A 16477-nucleotide genomic window follows, 5' to 3' on the forward strand; every position below is an offset into this window, starting at 1 on the left:
CGCTGGTGTTTCAGAGCCTTCGCTCAAGGGTGATCCTCACCGGGTCGATCTTCCAGATCTGCTCGCAGTACTCGCGAATCGCGCGATCGGACGAAAACTTCCCGGAGCGCGCGGTATTGAGGATCGACATGCGACTCCAGCGCCGCGTGTCCTGCCATGCCGTGCTGACGTCCTGCTGGCGAGCCACATACGCCGCATAATCGGCGAGCACGAGAAACGGATCGTAGTTGAGCAGATTATCGAGCAGCGGCCGGAACATCTCCCGATCGCCGCGTGAGAAGCGTCCGCTGCCGATTGCCTCGATCACGCCGTGCAAGTCGTCGTTGTCGCGTACGTAATCGGCAGGCCGATAGCCTTCGCGCTTGACCCGCTCCACCTGGTCGGCGGTCAGGCCGAACAGGAAAAAGTTTTCGTCGCCCACTTCCTCGCGAATCTCCACGTTCGCGCCGTCCAGCGTGCCGATCGTCAGCGCGCCGTTCATCATGAACTTCATATTGCCGGTGCCGGACGCTTCCTTGCCGGCCGTCGAGATCTGCTCGGACAGGTCCGCGGCCGGATAGATGAACTGCGCGTTCTTCACGTTGAAATCCGGGAAGAACACCACCTTCAGCCGCCCGTTCACCACCGGATCGTTGTTCACGACCTCGGCCACACCGTTGATCAGGCGGATGATCAGCTTGGCCATGGCGTAGCCGGGCGCCGCCTTGCCGCCGAACACGAAGCAACGCGGCGGCACCTCCCGATGCGGATCGAGGCGCAGCCGTTCATACAGCGTGATGATGTAAAGCGCGTTCAGATGTTGCCGCTTGTATTCGTGAATACGCTTCACCTGAATGTCGAACAGTGCGGCCGGATCGACGGCGATACCGGTCGCGCTGCGGATATTCGCCGCGAGCAGTTCCTTGTTCGCGCGCTTGACGCGGCGCCAGCGGTCCTGGAACGCGGCATCGTCCGCCTGTTCGTCGAGCTTGCGCAGCTTCGAGAGGTCGCTCGACCAGCGCTCGCCGACCGCTTCGGCGAGCAGCGCCGCAAGGCCCGGATTGCTGAGCATGACGAAGCGCCGCGGCGTGACGCCGTTGGTCACGTTATGAAAGCGTTCGGGCCAGAGTTCGGCGAAATCGCGCAACACCGTCTCTTCGAGCAGTTTCGTATGCAGCGCGGCCACACCGTTGACCGCGTGGCTGCCGACCGTCGCCAGATGCGCCATGCGCACGCGCTTCGCACCGCTCTCGTCGATCATCGACATACGCGCGATGCGCGCGTCGTCGCCCGGGTAGCGATGCCGCACTTCGTCGAGAAAGCGGCGATTGATCTCGTAGATGATTTCGAGCGGCCGCGGCAGCAAGCTCTGGAACAGCGGCAAGCCCCAGGTTTCGAGCGCCTCGGGCAATAGCGTGTGGTTGGTATAAGCGAGTGCGCGCCGCGTGATCTCCCACGCTTCGTCCCATGGCAGCAGCTTTTCATCGACCAGCAGGCGCATCAGCTCGGCGACCGCAATCGACGGATGCGTGTCGTTCAACTGCGCCGTGAACAGGTACGCAAAGCGACCGACCGGTTCGCCCTTGAGCGCGAGCAGCCGCAGCATGTCCTGCAGCGAGCACGACACGAAAAAGTACTGCTGCGCAAGACGCAGGCGCTTGCCGGCTTCCGGCTCGTCGTTCGGATAGAGCACCTTCGACAGCGTTTCCGACTTCACCTTCTCGTGCACGGCCTCGTAATAGTCGCCGGCGTTGAAGTCCTGCAGATCGAACGATTCGACGGCCTCGCTTTTCCACAGCCGCAACGTATTGCAGGTGTTCACGCGAAAGCCGGGCAGCGGCGTATCGCACGCGACACCCTTGACCGTGTACCCCGGAACCCAGCGCACGCGCAGACGTCCCTGATCGTCGGTTTCGCTTTCCGTGCGGCCGCCGAAGTTCACATAGAACGCGACGTCCGGACGCAGAATCTCCCAGGGGTTGCCCTTTTGCAGCCACTTGTCGGTCACTTCGACTTGCCAGCCGTCGCGGATCTCCTGGTCGAAAATGCCGAACTCGTAGCGGATGCCGTAACCGATAGCGGGAATTTCAAGCGTCGACAGCGAGTCCATATAGCAGGCGGCAAGGCGCCCCAGGCCGCCGTTGCCAAGGCCCGGCTCTTCCTCGATCGCCAGCAGCGCGTCGAGGTCGACGCCAAGCGGCTGCAGCGCGTTGCGCACATGGCTCTCGATGCCGAGGTTGATCAAATTGTTGCCGAGCTGCGGACCCATCAGGAATTCCGCCGACAGATAACATGCGACCTTCGCATTGTGCGCCACATACGCACGTGTCGTGGCCACCCTGCGCGTCATCATCCGGTCGCGCACCGAATACGCGAGCGCCATGTACCAGTCGTGCAGCGTCGCGGTCTCCGGGAACCCCGCCTGCAAACAGATCAGGTTATCGACGATATCGCGCTGCAGCGCGTCGACGCCAAGACCGCTGCGCGCCGGTTCCGCGCCCGGTGTCGATTTGATGGTTGCTGCGTCACCCATGGGCTGTCCTTATCGTCGTTGCGCGTGTGTGCTGTTCGATTGCCGCGTGATTGCAAGGCCCCGCGCGGCGCTTCGCTTTCAGAACGGCCAGACCCAGTCGGAGATTTCCGCGCGATCGGTACCGTGTGTGTGCGCGTATTGCAGGTTGCTGATGATCGCGTTTCTCATGTCTTCCCTCAGATGCGCGGTCCGCCCTTGCAGACGCGGCACACGGTCGAGCACATCGATAACGAGGTTGAAGCGGTCCACCTGGTTGAGAATGGCCAGTTCGAGCGGCGTGTTGATATTGCCCTTTTCCTTGTAGCCCCGTACGTGTAGGTGCTCGTGATTGCGGAAGCGATAGGAAAGCTTGTGGATCAGCCACGGGTAACCGTGGAAATTGAAGATCACCGGTTTATCGACGGTAAACAGGCTGTCGAATTCGCGCTCGGTCGAACCGTTCGGATGCTCGCTCGCGGGCTGCATCCTGAAGAGATCGACTACGTTCACAAAGCGCAGCTTCAGTTCGGGCAGGCGTTCGCGAAGAATCGCCGCCGCCGCGAGCGCTTCCTGCGTCGCGACATCGCCGCACGAAGCGAGCACGACATCCGGATCTTCGTTTTCGTCGGTGCTTGCGCGCGCCCATACGCCGATCCCCTTCGCGCAGTGCACGATGGCCTCGTCGATCGTCGTGAATTGCAGATGCTTCTGCTTGTCGGCGACGATCACATTGATGCAGTCGGTCGAGCGCAGGCACTGGTCGGCCACGACGAGCAGCGTGTTCGCGTCGGGCGGCAAATATACGCGCGTGACCGACGGGCTCTTGTTCGTAACGAGATCGATAAAGCCCGGATCCTGATGCGAGAAGCCGTTATGATCCTGCCGCCATACGGTCGACGAAAGCAGGATGTTCTGCGACGACACCGATGCGCGCCACGGCACATGGTTCTTGCAGATATCAAGCCACTTCGCGTGCTGGTTGAACATCGAATCGATGACGTGCGCGAACGCCTCGTACGTATGGAACAAGCCGTGGCGTCCCGACAGCAGATAGCCTTCGAGCCAGCCCATCAGCGTGTGCTCCGACAGCATTTCCATCACCCGGCCGTCGCGCGCGAGTTCGCCGCCGTCGTCGTCTTCGGGCAGCATGTCGGCCATCCAGACCTTTTTGCTGACTTCGTAAATGGACTGCAGCCGGTTCGACGCCGTTTCATCGGGGCCGAACACGCGAAACGTGTGCATGTTCTCGCGCATCGTGTCGCGCAGATAGTCGCCAAGCGGCCGCGTGTTTTCGTGCAGCACCTTGCCGGCGTCGGCATCCGCGACATCCACCGCGTACGCGCGAATGTCGGGCAGCTTCGGTTCACGGCGCAAGGTGCCGCCGTTCGCATGCGGATTCGCGCTCATGCGCCGCGGGCCGATGGGCGCGAGCGCTTTCAGTTCGTCGATCAACCGGCCATTCGCGTCGAACAGCTCTTCGGGCTTGTAACTACGCATCCAGTGCTCGAGCACTTCGAGATTCGCGGGATTGCCGCGCACGTCGGCAAACGGCACCTGATGCGAGCGCCACGAGCCTTCCACCTTGTGACCGTTGATCTCCTTCGGCCCGCTCCAACCCTTCGGCGTACGCAAGACGATCATCGGCCAGCGCGGGCGCTCGACGTTGCCCGCTGCGTTTCCCGCTGTGCGCGCCTTGGCGTGGATCGCGCGAATTTCCGCCAGGACTTCATCGAGCGTGCGCGCCATCTTCTCGTGCATTTCCGCATGATCCGAACCTTCGACGAAATACGGCCGATAGCCGTAGCCGACGAATAGCGCTTCGAGTTCTTCGTGGCTGATGCGCGAAAGGATGGTCGGATTGGCGATCTTGTAACCGTTCAGATTCAGGATCGGCAGCACGGTGCCGTCGCGCGCGGGGTTGATGAACTTGTTCGAATGCCACGCCGTCGCAAGCGGGCCGGTTTCCGATTCGCCATCGCCGACCACGCAGGCAACGATCAGATCGGGGTTATCGAGTGCGGCGCCGTAGGCATGCGACAGGCTGTAACCGAGCTCGCCGCCTTCGTGTATCGAGCCCGGCGTTTCGGGCGTGACGTGCGAGCCGATATGGCCTGGAAACGAGAACTGCTTGAAGAATTTCTGCAGGCCCTCGGCGTCCTCGCTCTTGTCCGGATAGACCTCCGAGTATGTGCCTTCCAGATACGCGGGGCCGAGCACGCCCGGCGCGCCATGACCGGGTCCCGCCATGAAAATCACGTCGAGATCGTCGCGTTTGATCACGCGGTTCAGATGCGCCCAGACAAACGAAAGCGCCGGGCTTGCCCCCCAGTGCCCGAGCAGACGGTATTTGATGTGCTCTGCCTTGAGCGGCTCGCGCAAGAGCGGGTTGTCGAGCAGATAGATCATGCCGACCGACAGGTAGTTGCATGCGCGCCACCAGGCGTCGATCAGCCGGAGTTCCTCGCCGCCGGGCGCGGTTTGCGCCGCGCCCGTCATAGGTTGCTTGCTCATACCGACGCCTCCTGTCCTTGCAGCCTCATCCCGAGGAGCGTGGATCGCGCTCGGTGTGCTGCACAGGCGCTTTACCTCAACGCAGCATACGTTACTATCCATGGAATGCAAGGCGCTATTCGGATGGATGTGCGCACCTGCGCAACACCGTTCGGGTCGCGCAAAAAAAGCTTGCGCAGCGCAAGGCAGCACGGCGCAAAATCAGATGAAAACGCAAAGGGAAACATCGCCCGCATCGGCGTCCGATGCGCATTGAATGCGCAATGCTGGGCACGCAACGAAGTTCTTCGAACACCCGTGACGCTAACGCGCTTGCGCGGCATCGCCACGGCGCTTTGGTTACAGTGCGCCCTTTTCTTTCTTTTCGTTCGATCTTCGAAGCGATATCAGATTCATCGCAATCACCGCGATTGCCACCCCGACAAAAATGGCGAGCGCCCCGTAGCGGAATTCCATCGTCTTGTCGTAGACCAGCCCGTGAATCGCCGCATAAAGTCCGCCGAGCCAGATCGCCACGCCCACCAGCGCGATCGCTACACGCCTCTCGGATTTCTTCATGAATACCTCTAGCGCTTCTTGAACTTCAAGCGGTTTTCCAACGGCCGATTCAGCTTAGTACACGCATGCGGTGACCTGCTATTGGATCAAGGTCCAATATCATTTACCGCATCCGCGTCCGATACTCGACTATGGCAAACGGCCGCCGCTTGCTTCGGCGAAGCGTCCACGCGGGCCTGAGGCCAACTGTCTTAACGGTGATCGATCCATGACTCGAACGTTACGAATGGCTTCGGCGCTGGCCGTCCTGCTCCTTGCCGGCCACGCGTCGGCACAGCAACCCATCATCTATCCCGCGAGGGGCCAAAGCCCGCAGCAGCAAGCCAGCGATATGGGCCAATGCGAAGCGTGGGCACAGCAAACAACTGGCGTGAACCCTTCCGCGCTTGCCCAGCGCGCGGCCAACCAGCCTCCGCCGCCCGGGCCGCAAGGCGAACGCGTCCGCGGCGCGGCGGGCGGCGCCGCAATGGGCGCGGCCATCGGCGCAATCGCGGGCGACGCGGGCAAAGGCGCCGCAATCGGCGCCATTACGGGCACGGTCGGCGGCGGCATTCGCCAGCGCCGCAACGCAGCCGCTGCGCAGCAGCAACAACAGTACGTCGCGCAGGACACATCGCAGCAAATGGCTACATACAATCGCGCCATTTCGGCGTGCATGAGCGGACGAGGCTACACGATCAATTAGTGCTGCCACGCTACGGGAGCGGACATCGTGACAAGAACACGCACTGCAATCTCATGCGCCGTTGCCTGCGCGCTGATACCGCTAGCGGGCGCCGCCGCGGATTTCGACGGCAAGACCCCGCTGATCTGCGCGACCGTCGACGCGCATTCGTGCGATCCCGGCGAGATCTGCGAACGCGCGTTGCCGGCCGATATCGGCTTGCCGCAATTCATGCGTATCGACTTCGCGAAAAAGACGATTCAGGGCACGTCACGCTCGACACCGATCGATTCGATGGAGAAAACGCCTGGCCAGATCCTGATGCAGGGCACCGAACTCGGCTTTGCGTGGACGCTCGTGCTCGATTCGACGACCGGTGAAATGACCTCGACCATCGCCAACCGCGACCGCACGTATGTGATGTTCGGGGCCTGTACGCCCAGATGAAACCCGTGCGCATGCATCGCGCAGAACAACCATCAGCGGATCAGTACTCGTAGCGTTCCGGAAGAATCTGAACCGTGACCTTGCGGTTTTTCCAGAACAGGTTGTGCACGCGCGATTGCAGACTGCGCAGCGCATACCCTTGCACCTCGTTAAAGCCGAGCAATGCCGCAGGACTTGTGCCCGTTCCGTCGATACGCTGAATCCAGTCGAACGAAGGAAACCCGTATCCGCACAAAAACTGCCTGATTTCGTCGTCGGACGTTTCCTTCTGGATATTGGATAACCAGAGTTCTCCCATCTCGGCCTCCTTTCTGACAATGGCCCTTTCCCTCTCGGATGGACCTCGTTTCATTGTAGTGCGCTGTTTGGTGTTTCAACGCATCACAAAACGGCGGCGAATGACCTAACATCATAGTGAGTTGGCGCCCCACCAAGGAGCGGCAATGTTCTCGCATATCGAACGTCGGATAAGAACCGTGCACATGTGGCTGTTCGTCATGCTGACGTCGGCCTCGGGTATCGTATGCGCGCAAACCGCCTCGCCTGCGGAGCCACAGCCGGCGCCGCTCGCTCAACCGGCGCCACCGGCGCAAGCCAATCAGCCCGCCCCGTTCAAACCCGAAGAAATCGAAGCGCTGGTCGCACCGATCGCGCTTTACCCGGACTCCGTACTATCGCAAGTCCTGATGGCCTCGACTTATCCGCTCGAAATCGTGCATGCCGCGCGTTGGGTCAAAGCGAACCCTAAAGTGAAGGGCGACGCCGCGGTCAAGGCTGTCGAGAATCAACCGTGGGACGTCAGCGTGAAGTCGCTCGTTGCGTTTCCGCAAATTCTCGAGCCGATGAACGAAAAGCTCGACTGGACGCAGAAACTCGGCGACGCCTTCCTCGCGCAGGAAAAGGACGTATTCGCCGCGATTCAGCGTTTGCGCGCGCGGGCGAAGGATTCGGGCAACCTCAAGTCGACCGAACAGCAGAATGTGGTCGTCGACCCTCCGGCCGCGAGCGGCGGACAGAGCATCGTGCGCATCGAGCCAGCCGATCCGCAGGTCATTTACGTGCCGGCCTATAACCCGACAGTCGTCTATGGCGCGTGGAGCTATCCCGCTTATCCGCCGTACTACTGGCCGCCGCCGCCGGCTTACTATCCGGGCGCCGCGCTCGCCACCGGCTTCGCGTGGGGCGTCGGCCTTGCCGCCGCGGGTGCGATTTTCAGCAACTGCAACTGGGGCGGCGGCGACGTCAATATCAACGTGAACAAGGCCGCGAATATCGACCGCAACTTCGATCGCACGAAAGTGCAAGGCAACGGCAACCGCTGGCAGCACGACGCGAGCCACCGCCAGGGCGTCGCGTATCGCGACAATGCGACGCGCAACCGGTATGCGGGCAATGTGCCCGGCGCCGAAGCGCGCAACGAATTCCGCGGCCGCGACGCAGCGAATCAGCGCGCAAGCGCCGCCGATCGCGCCGGAGCCGGCAACCGTGCGGCGGCGACCGATCGGGCGGGTGCGGGTAATCGTGCAGCGACGGCTGACCGCGCCGGCGCAGGCGCGGGCAATCGCGCATCGACCGTGGACCGGTCGGGCGGACGCAACAGCCGTGCGTCGGTCGCGGACAATTCGAGCCTCGGCGACCGCGGCGGCGTCTCGAACCGCGGCGGCGCGGGCACAGGAAACGTCAGCCGCGCGAGCGACCATGTCGGTGGCGGAGGGTTCGGTGGTGGCGGCGGCGGGCGCGACGGTGCATTCCAAGGTGTAGGCGGCGGCTCCGCGCAGCGCAGCGCCGACCGCGGACGTTCGAGCATGCAGGGCTCGAGTTTCAACCGGCCGAGCGGCGGCGGTGGAATGCGCGGTGGCGGCGGAATGCGCGGCGGCAGACGCTAGGAGACGACGGCATGAAGCGATGGTCAAGGTTCAGCATGCTGGGCGCGGCACTTGCCGGCACGCTTCGCGTGTTCGCTGCGGCATGCGCGTTCGGCGCCATGACGATGTCCGCCGCTCACGCGGAAAAAATCTTCAGTACTCCGGAGGCGGCGATGGACGCTTTCGGCGAGGCGATCATCGACAACCGCGAAAGTTCGCTGCAAGCGATCTTCGGCAACGACTTTCGCCAGCTGATTCCACCGGTCGGCGCCGAGGTGCGCGACCGCTTCGTCGACGAATGGGGCATATCGCATACCGTTCAGACGGTCGACGACACCCATGCCCGGATCGCCGTCGGCAACGACGGCTGGACCTTCCCGATTCCGCTCGTGAAATCCGCGCAAGGGTGGCGCTTCGATACGCGCGCGGGCGTGGAGGAAATGCGCCAGCGCCGCATCGGGCGCAATGAACTCGCGGTGATCCAGGCCATGCTCGCCGTCTACGACGCACAGCGCGAATACGCAACGACCGATCACGACGGTGACGGTTTGCTCGCCTATGCGTCGAAGCTGTCGAGTTCGCCGGGCAAGCAGGACGGCCTGTACTGGCCGACGCAGCCGGGCGAACCGCCAAGTCCCTTGGGCCCGGCGTTTATGAAGGCGAGTTCGCGCAGCGCCGAAAAAGGCACGTACTACGGCTACCACTACAAGCTGCTGACATCGCAAGGCCCGCACGCACCGGGCGGCGCTTATGACTACCTTACGCACGGCCGCCTGTTCGGCGGCTTCGCGGTCATCGCGTGGCCCGCGCGCTACGACGACACCGGCATCAAGAGCTTTATGGTGAGCCATGCAGGACAGGTCTACGAGCGCGACCTGGGCCCGGATGGCGCGGCCACCGCCAGTGCGATGAAGTCGTTCGACCCCGGACCCGGCTGGAAGAAAGTCGCGCCCTGAGGCGAACCGATGCGAACGGCTCGGCATTGACCGCCCTCCTGCACTGACGGCCCCGCATTGGCCACGCTCCACGCCGCCTCGCTCGCTTCGGGGAGGCAACACATGATCAGGTTCGCCGTCTGCCTCATCCCGTTCATCCTCGCGCTCGTTGCGCCCGCCCCGGCCGACGCGGCACTGCGCTACAACTGGGACACCGTGCTGTTACCGCAGGATGCGGCGCTTCCGACGCTATCGTCGCAACCGGAGCAGCGCTTTTTCGATCGGATGTTTCGCGCACAGGGCGTCGATCCCGCTTCGAACAAGGCGCAGATCGTTCGCGTGTGGGTCGACCGGATCCGGCAAGACCCGCTTATCACGTCGGCCATCCCAGGCGGTGCGGAGGGCGTGGGCCGGATCTTTCTCGATCCGCAACTGCGCGAAATCATCATGACGAACGGGCTCGTGCGGCTTCCCGCCGCCGACAGGCTCCGCTACGTTGCGCTGATGACGAAGTTTCTCGATGAACTGGTGCCGGTCAATTGCTTCGGGCTGACCAGTCTGAGCGACGTCATGGCGCGGATCTCGCTGCGCGAGATGTCCGAACCCGACGTCGCGCAATATTTCGAACTGCTCTCGAAGGTGCTGGTAAGCGATGCGCTCAACGCGCCTGTTGTTTTGCCGACGCGCGCGCAGTACGCATCGGCGCAATATCATCTCTCGCGCGCACTCTTTGCCCAGTTGGGCGGCGACGCATACAGCATTGCGCGCTTCGAAAGCTATACGTCCAACCCTGCGCAGGCGACGCCTGGCGATGCATGCTGGGCAACGCGCGTGACCTTGCACGCGATCCTGTCGATGCCCGATCCCGACCGCGATTTCATTCTGCTTCTGACCATCCTTCATGCGATCGACGAAAGCGAAACGCCGGCTCGCGACGCCCCGCCGCCTGTCGTGCCGTCGCCGGCGTCCACGCAGCCGGGCCGCGCGCCGCGGCCGATACCGCGCTAGGATCGCATCAGGGCCACACTAGGCACGCGATTGGTATTGAATTCCGGCGCTCTGCACGGTGACCCGCGTGCCGGCGGCGCCCTCGACGATCGCCACGATATCCGGCAACGCGCCGATCACGGCATCTTTCCCGGTCTTGCGGACGAATTCGATCGCCGCCTCCACCTTCGGCCCCATCGATCCGGACGCAAAGCCGAGTTTCTCGAGCTCGTCGGGATGCGCGCGCGAAATGGCCTTCTGTGACGGCTTGCCCCAGTCGACATAGGCCGCATCGACGTCCGTCGCAATCACCAGCAGATCGGCGCCAAGCTCTTGCGCCAGCAGCGCGGAGCAGAGATCCTTGTCGATCACCGCCTCCACGCCGCGCAGCTGGCGGTTGTCCCCGTAGCATGTCGGAATGCCGCCGCCGCCCGCACAGATCACGACGGTGCCCTTTTCGAGCAGCCATTTCACAGGCCGGATTTCGAAAATCCGCTGTGGTCTTGGGCTTGCCACCACGCGGCGGTAGCTGTTGCCGTCCTGCGCAATGCTCCAGCCTTTTTCTTCCGCGAGCCGCAGCGCTTCCTCTTTCGTGTAGATAGGCCCAATCGGCTTCGTAGGATGACTGAATGCCGGGTCCGCGGGATCGACTTCGACCTGCGTCAGGATCGTGGCGAACGGCACCTCGAAGGGCAGCAGGTTGCCCAATTCCTGTTCGATCAGATAGCCGATCATGCCCTCGGTCTGTGCGCCGAGGACATCCAGTGAATACGGCGCGACCTCCTTGTAGGCCGCGCTTTGCAGGGCCAGCAGGCCCACCTGCGGCCCGTTGCCATGCGCGATCACGAGCTCGTTGCCGGTCGCGACGCGCGCGATCTGCGCGGCCGCAACCTTGACGTTCTCACGCTGCTGGTTTTCCGTCATCGGCTGACCGCGCTGCAATAACGCGTTCCCACCCAAAGCAATGACCAGGCGCACGATAGATTCCTCCCGAAGACGCGCAGCCACGGTTTCGCTTCCCGCAGCTGCTTGCACTGCTTTAACGCTCGCTCGACGCGACTAAAGATCGGCCAGTGTCGAAACCAGAATTGCCTTGATTGTATGCATCCGGTTTTCAGCCTGCTCGAACGCGATATTGTAGTCGGACTCGAACACATCTTCGGTCACTTCGATCCCGTTCGCCAGATGCGGATAGCGTTCCGCGATCTGCTTGCCGACCTTGGTTTCGCTGTTATGGAAGGCAGGCAGACAGTGCATGAACTTCGTGCGCGGGTTGCCGGTCGATTTCACCAGTGCCAGGTTCACCTGGTAGGGCAGCAACTCCTTGATCCGCTCGTCCCACGCCTCGACCGGTTCGCCCATCGACACCCAGACGTCGGTGTGAATGAAGTCGACCCTCTTGACAGCCTCGTTCGGGTCTTCGGTCAACTTGATTCGCGCGCCGCTTTCACTGGCGAACTGCTGGCAGGCCGCGATATGTTCCTCGCTCGGCCACAGTGACTTCGGTGCGCCGATGCGCACATCCATGCCGAGCTTCGCACCGATCAGCAACAACGAGTTGCCCATGTTGTTGCGCGCGTCCCCGAGATACGCATAGCTGATCTCATGAAGCGGCTTATCGGCGTGCTCCTGCATCGTGAGCACGTCGGCGAGCATCTGCGTCGGGTGATACTCGTCAGTCAGCCCATTGAAAACCGGTACGCCGGCATAGTTTGCCAGTTCCTGGACGGTCGCCTGACTGAAGCCGCGATACTCAATGGCGTCGTACATGCGGCCGAGCACGCGGGCGGTGTCCTTCATGCTCTCCTTGTGACCGATCTGCGACGACGTCGGGTCGATATAGGTCACGTTTGCCCCCTGGTCGTGTGCCGCGACTTCGAATGCACAGCGCGTACGCGTGGAGGTCTTTTCGAAGATCAGTGCAATCTCCTTGCGGCACAGGTGCTGCTGTTCGGTGCCCGCGTACTTGGCGCGCTTGAGGTCGCGAGACAGGTCGAGCAGATAGCGCAAATCGCGTGTGCTGTGGTGCATCAGGCTCAAAAAGCTACGGTTTCGCAGATTGAAGGCCATGAGTCGTCTCCGTCGATTGAGATGTCGCTGCCGCGCTTCAGTAGTCGACCGCGTCGCGCAAAACCGGGCACGTCATGCAGTGGCCGCCGCCGCGGCCCCGGCCAAGTTCGCTGGCCGTGATCGTGATCACCTCGACGCCGGCCTTGCGCAGCAGCGTATTGGTGAACGTATTGCGGTCGTAGCCGATCACGACGCCCGGTTCGACGCAGACCATGTTGTTGCCGTCGTCCCACTGCTCCCGCTCCGCGGCGAAACTGTTGCCCCCCGTTTCGACGACGCGCAGGGTTTTCAGGCCGAGTGCATCGCCGACCGCCTGCACGAACGGCTTGTCTTCGCGCTGAATGCTCATGCCGTAACCGCTCTTCTCGTCGGGTCTGAGCGAGAACGTCACGATCTGTTTGACCACTTCGGGAAAGATCGTGACCAGATCGCGATCGCAGAAGCTGAAAACCGTATCGAGGTGCATCGCCGCGCGCGACTTTGGCAGCCCCGCCACGAGCACCTGCTGAACGGCGCCCTTGGCAAACAGCGCCCGCGCCACTTGCCCGATCGCCTGGCGCGACGTACGCTCGCCCATGCCGATCAGCACGATGCCCTTTCCGATCGGCATCACGTCACCGCCTTCGAGTGTCGACGCGCCGTGATCCGTATCGGGGTCGCCCCACCAGACTTCGAATTGTGCGTTGGCAAAGCTCGGGTGGAACTTGTAGATGGCCGAGGCGAGCAACGTCTCCTGCCTGCGCGCGGGCCAGTACATCGGGTTGAGCGTCACCCCGCCGTAAATCCAGCAGGTCGTGTCGCGCGTAAACACCATGTTCGGCAACGGCGCCAGCAGGAAGCTCGAATAGCCGACGTATTCGCGGAACAGTTTCAGCGCCGGTGCATCGCTCGCGGGGATGTCGTCGATCGATACGCCGCCGATCAGGAAATCCGCGAGTTTGCGCGGCTCCATTTCGTTCATCCACGCGCGCACTTCGTTGCTCAAGCCGATACCTACGCTGTTGTCGTTGATTTTCCGGTCGAGCACCCACTTGCGCGCTTCCGGATTGTTGAGCATCTGCGTCAGCAGGTTATGCACATCGAGCACTTCGACACCGCGTTCGCGCATCTTGGTGACGAAGTCGAAATGATCGCGCTTCGCCTGGCTCACCCAGATCACATCGTCGAACAGCAGTTCGTCGCAGTTGCCGGGCGTCAAGCGTTGATGCGCCAGCCCCGGCGACGACACCATCACCTTGCGTAGCTTGCCGACCTCGGAATAGGCCCCGAGCTGGTTGACCTCCGTATTCATCGCGTTCTCCCCTATCCGCATCAGAGCGTCAGAAACCCTCTGTAAAGCCCGAATGCCGCAACCACTGCCGCAAGCACGACAGCGGCAAATACCAGCTTTTCAATGGTCGTGAAAACGGGTTCCCTGTTTTCACGTTTGGCTTTTGCAAAGAGAATGGCCCCCGGCGCGTAGAGCAGCGCAGAGAGCAGGATGTACTTCACGCCTCCCGCATAGAGCAGCCAGAGCGCATAGATCACTGCGATCGCCGCAATGATCAGATCCTTGTTCCGCCCCTGCCCCGCAGGCTGCTCGTAACTCTCGCCGCGCGCGGCGAGCAGAAGCGCATACGAGACCGACCAGAAATACGGCACAAGAATCATCGATGTCGACAGGTAGATCAGCGATAGATACGTGCCCTTCGAAAACAGCGTGATGATGAGGAATATCTGCACCATCGCATTGGTGAGCCACAGCGCGTTGGCGGGCACGTTATTCGCGTTTTCCTTGCGAAGAAACGCTGGCATGGTGCGGTCCTTTGCTGCGGAGAACAGAATTTCCGCACACAGCAGCACCCATGACAGCAGTGCGCCGGCGAGCGAGATAACGAGACCGACGCTGATCAGCAGCGCGCCCCAGTAACCGACGACGCTTTCGAGCACGCCCGCCATCGACGGGTTCTGCAGTTTTGCAAGCTGAGGTTGCGTCATGATGCCGAGTGACAGCACGTTGACGAATACCAGCACGAGCAGCACCGTCACGAAACCGATCACGGTGGCCTTGCCGACGTCGCTACGTCGTTCCGCGCGCGCCGAAAAGATGCTGGCGCCTTCGATGCCGACGAATACCCACACCGTGACGAGCATCATGTTGCGAACCTGGTTCATCACACTGCCCAGATTCGGATTGGATTTTCCCCATATGTCCGCGGTGAAGATATCCAGCTTGAAGGCGAATGCGCAGATCACGATAAACAGTACGATCGGAACGATCTTGGCCACCGTCGTAATCTGATTGACGAAAGTCGCTTCCTTGATGCCGCGCAAGACGAGCGCATGCACGCACCACAACACCACCGATGCGCAGACAATGGCGGCAACCGTGTTGCCCTCGCCGAACACGGGAAAGAAGTAGCCGAGTGTGCTGAACAGCAGGACGAAATATCCGACATTACCGAGCCATGCGCTGATCCAGTACCCCCATGCCGATGAAAATCCCATGTAGTCGCCGAAGCCCGCCTGCGCATAGGCATAGACGCCGCCATCGAGATTGGGTTTGCGAATCGCGAGAGTCTGGAAAACGAACGCGAGCATCAGCATGCCGATGCCGGTAATGACCCAGCCGATCAATACAGCGCCGACATCGGCACTGTTGGCCATGTTCTGGGGAAGTGAAAATATGCCGCCGCCGACCATCGATCCGATCACCAGCGCAGTCAAAGCGCCGAGTCGCAGATTATGCGTGGTGGGCTCCGAGTGGCTGATTCCTGTGGCTTCGTTCATGTTTACCCTCCTGCGGAAAACACTTAAAGCCGTTGCGCCGAACCCTGCATGGAAAGACCTCACACATCGTGAGTTTCACGATCCTGATGCACTTTATTTTTTAATAAAAATGCAATTAATCAGGGAAATTTTTGACTCGTTTGTTTGTTATAGGAAACAATTTCGCCCTCCACAAGCAGTATTAATCTTGTTAAAACGAAGCTGATTCGTTAAACATCTCAATAAATTTTGTTAAATCCGGTTTAGAACGATTCACAGTTAACTTATAGATAGCCGTCATTCGATTTCCTATTGGCCTTTGGTCCAACCCTGCGGGCGACGCACCGCTCGCGAATGCGCCGCGAGCAGATCCTGATGCCGTGCTTCGGTTTCCTCATCAGCGGGAAACAGGCATTCGAGGCGCAGTTCCTGCGCGGCCACATTTTGCGGCGCGCCGACGCTCGTGACCATCGAGAAATAGCGAAGCACGACGCCGTCGCTGACAAAGCCGAGCGGAATGACCGGCATCGCCGGCGTGGCGCCCGGTGCGTTCCAGGTTTTCCAGTCGCGCGGCACATCGGGATACGCGAGCAGTTCATCGAGCAGCCGGCCGGTATCGCCGTCTATCACGCGGCCAACCGATTCGCGGTACACGCGCTGCAACAGGCTTCGCGCAACCGTCTCCCAGTCGGCCACGAACGGCCGCATGGCGCGCGGGTCGAACATCAGATGCAGCATGTTGCGCGGGCCTTGGCGCGACGCCATGTCGATGAAGCAGCCGAAAAAGCGCGGCGCCGCGTCGTTCGTCATCAGCACGTTCCAGTGCCGGTCCATCACGATCGCCGGATACGGCTCGTGCTGGCGAACCACGCGCTCGAGCGCGCGAATCACGCCATGCATTTCCTGCGCGTTCCACGGCGCCTCGGAATAGAGGGGCGCGTATCCCGCCGCGAGCAGCAAGGCATTGCGCTCGCGCAGCGGCACGTCGAGCGTTTGCGCGAGCGTCAGCAGCGTATCGCGGCCCGGCACGCTGCGTCCGCTTTCGATAAAGCTGATCTGACGCTGCGAAACACCGGCCTCGAGCGACAGATCGAGCTGACTCATGCCGCGCACGTCGCGCCAATAACGCAACAGGTTACCGAGTTCGCCCGCCGGCGCTTTCGGATCGCGGCTGCTCGCGCTCATTCGTTTTCCTCTCGTT

Annotated in this window: 14 protein-coding genes; 5 read left to right on the forward strand and 9 right to left on the reverse strand. The window is 61.8% G+C overall.

Annotated elements, in window-relative coordinates; all coding sequences use genetic code 11:
- Window positions 1-10: 10 nt before the first annotated feature.
- The 3 genes from ACYPXD_RS08510 to ACYPXD_RS08520 all read right to left on the reverse strand — a co-directional run bounded on the left by ACYPXD_RS08510 (window position 11) and on the right by ACYPXD_RS08520 (window position 5560).
- Entirely contained in the window at window positions 11-2512 is a 2502-nt protein-coding gene (locus ACYPXD_RS08510; protein ID WP_459709715.1) for a glycogen/starch/alpha-glucan phosphorylase, read from the reverse strand.
- Window positions 2513-2590: 78 nt separating this feature from the next.
- Window positions 2591-5002, reverse strand: a complete 2412-nt coding sequence (locus ACYPXD_RS08515) for a phosphoketolase family protein (protein WP_459709717.1) — start codon at window positions 5000-5002, stop codon at window positions 2591-2593.
- Window positions 5003-5341: 339 nt separating this feature from the next.
- Window positions 5342-5560 (reverse strand): DUF2964 family protein, encoded by a 219-nt coding sequence (locus tag ACYPXD_RS08520; protein ID WP_219803374.1) that lies wholly within the window; start codon window positions 5558-5560, stop codon window positions 5342-5344.
- Between the two features lie 226 nt (window positions 5561-5786).
- Between ACYPXD_RS08520 and ACYPXD_RS08525 the strand changes: the two genes are divergently transcribed.
- Window positions 5787-6245 (forward strand): glycine zipper family protein, encoded by a 459-nt coding sequence (locus tag ACYPXD_RS08525; protein ID WP_459709720.1) that lies wholly within the window; start codon window positions 5787-5789, stop codon window positions 6243-6245.
- Window positions 6246-6272: 27 nt separating this feature from the next.
- Complete coding sequence (locus tag ACYPXD_RS08530) at window positions 6273-6671, forward strand: hypothetical protein (protein WP_459709722.1); 399 nt, start codon at window positions 6273-6275, stop codon at window positions 6669-6671.
- Between the two features lie 40 nt (window positions 6672-6711).
- Here ACYPXD_RS08530 and ACYPXD_RS08535 read toward each other — a convergent pair whose 3' ends face one another.
- Window positions 6712-6969: an RNA-binding protein gene (locus tag ACYPXD_RS08535; protein ID WP_459709724.1), complete on the reverse strand. Its 258-nt coding sequence runs from the start codon at window positions 6967-6969 to the stop codon at window positions 6712-6714.
- Between the two features lie 145 nt (window positions 6970-7114).
- Here ACYPXD_RS08535 and ACYPXD_RS08540 point away from each other — a divergent pair, with 145 nt between their 5' ends.
- The 3 genes from ACYPXD_RS08540 to ACYPXD_RS08550 all read left to right on the forward strand — a co-directional run bounded on the left by ACYPXD_RS08540 (window position 7115) and on the right by ACYPXD_RS08550 (window position 10479).
- Window positions 7115-8557, forward strand: a complete 1443-nt coding sequence (locus ACYPXD_RS08540; RefSeq protein ID WP_459709727.1) for a DUF3300 domain-containing protein — start codon at window positions 7115-7117, stop codon at window positions 8555-8557.
- Window positions 8558-8568: 11 nt separating this feature from the next.
- Window positions 8569-9492: a DUF2950 domain-containing protein gene (locus tag ACYPXD_RS08545; protein WP_459709729.1), complete on the forward strand. Its 924-nt coding sequence runs from the start codon at window positions 8569-8571 to the stop codon at window positions 9490-9492.
- A gap of 102 nt (window positions 9493-9594) precedes the next feature.
- The gene (locus tag ACYPXD_RS08550) at window positions 9595-10479 is read left to right on the forward strand and encodes a hypothetical protein (protein WP_459709731.1); all 885 of its coding nucleotides are present in this window, start codon (window positions 9595-9597) and stop codon (window positions 10477-10479) included.
- A gap of 18 nt (window positions 10480-10497) precedes the next feature.
- On the opposite strand, the gene arcC is transcribed toward ACYPXD_RS08550, so the two are convergent.
- The 5 genes from arcC to ACYPXD_RS08575 form a co-directional block, all read right to left on the reverse strand.
- The gene (gene arcC, locus ACYPXD_RS08555) at window positions 10498-11439 is read right to left on the reverse strand and encodes a carbamate kinase (protein ID WP_459711404.1); all 942 of its coding nucleotides are present in this window, start codon (window positions 11437-11439) and stop codon (window positions 10498-10500) included.
- A 78-nt stretch (window positions 11440-11517) separates the two neighbouring features.
- Window positions 11518-12528: an ornithine carbamoyltransferase gene (locus ACYPXD_RS08560; RefSeq protein WP_459709733.1), complete on the reverse strand. Its 1011-nt coding sequence runs from the start codon at window positions 12526-12528 to the stop codon at window positions 11518-11520.
- 37 nt (window positions 12529-12565) lie between these two features.
- A complete protein-coding gene (gene arcA / locus ACYPXD_RS08565) occupies window positions 12566-13819 on the reverse strand; it encodes an arginine deiminase (protein ID WP_459709735.1) in 1254 nt (417 codons plus the stop codon).
- Window positions 13820-13839: 20 nt separating this feature from the next.
- Window positions 13840-15297: an arginine-ornithine antiporter gene (arcD, locus tag ACYPXD_RS08570; protein ID WP_459709737.1), complete on the reverse strand. Its 1458-nt coding sequence runs from the start codon at window positions 15295-15297 to the stop codon at window positions 13840-13842.
- 288 nt (window positions 15298-15585) lie between these two features.
- Window positions 15586-16461, reverse strand: a complete 876-nt coding sequence (locus ACYPXD_RS08575; RefSeq protein WP_459709739.1) for a helix-turn-helix domain-containing protein — start codon at window positions 16459-16461, stop codon at window positions 15586-15588.
- Between the last annotated feature and the right edge of the window lie 16 nt (window positions 16462-16477).

The organism is Paraburkholderia sp. 2C, assembly GCF_054589215.1.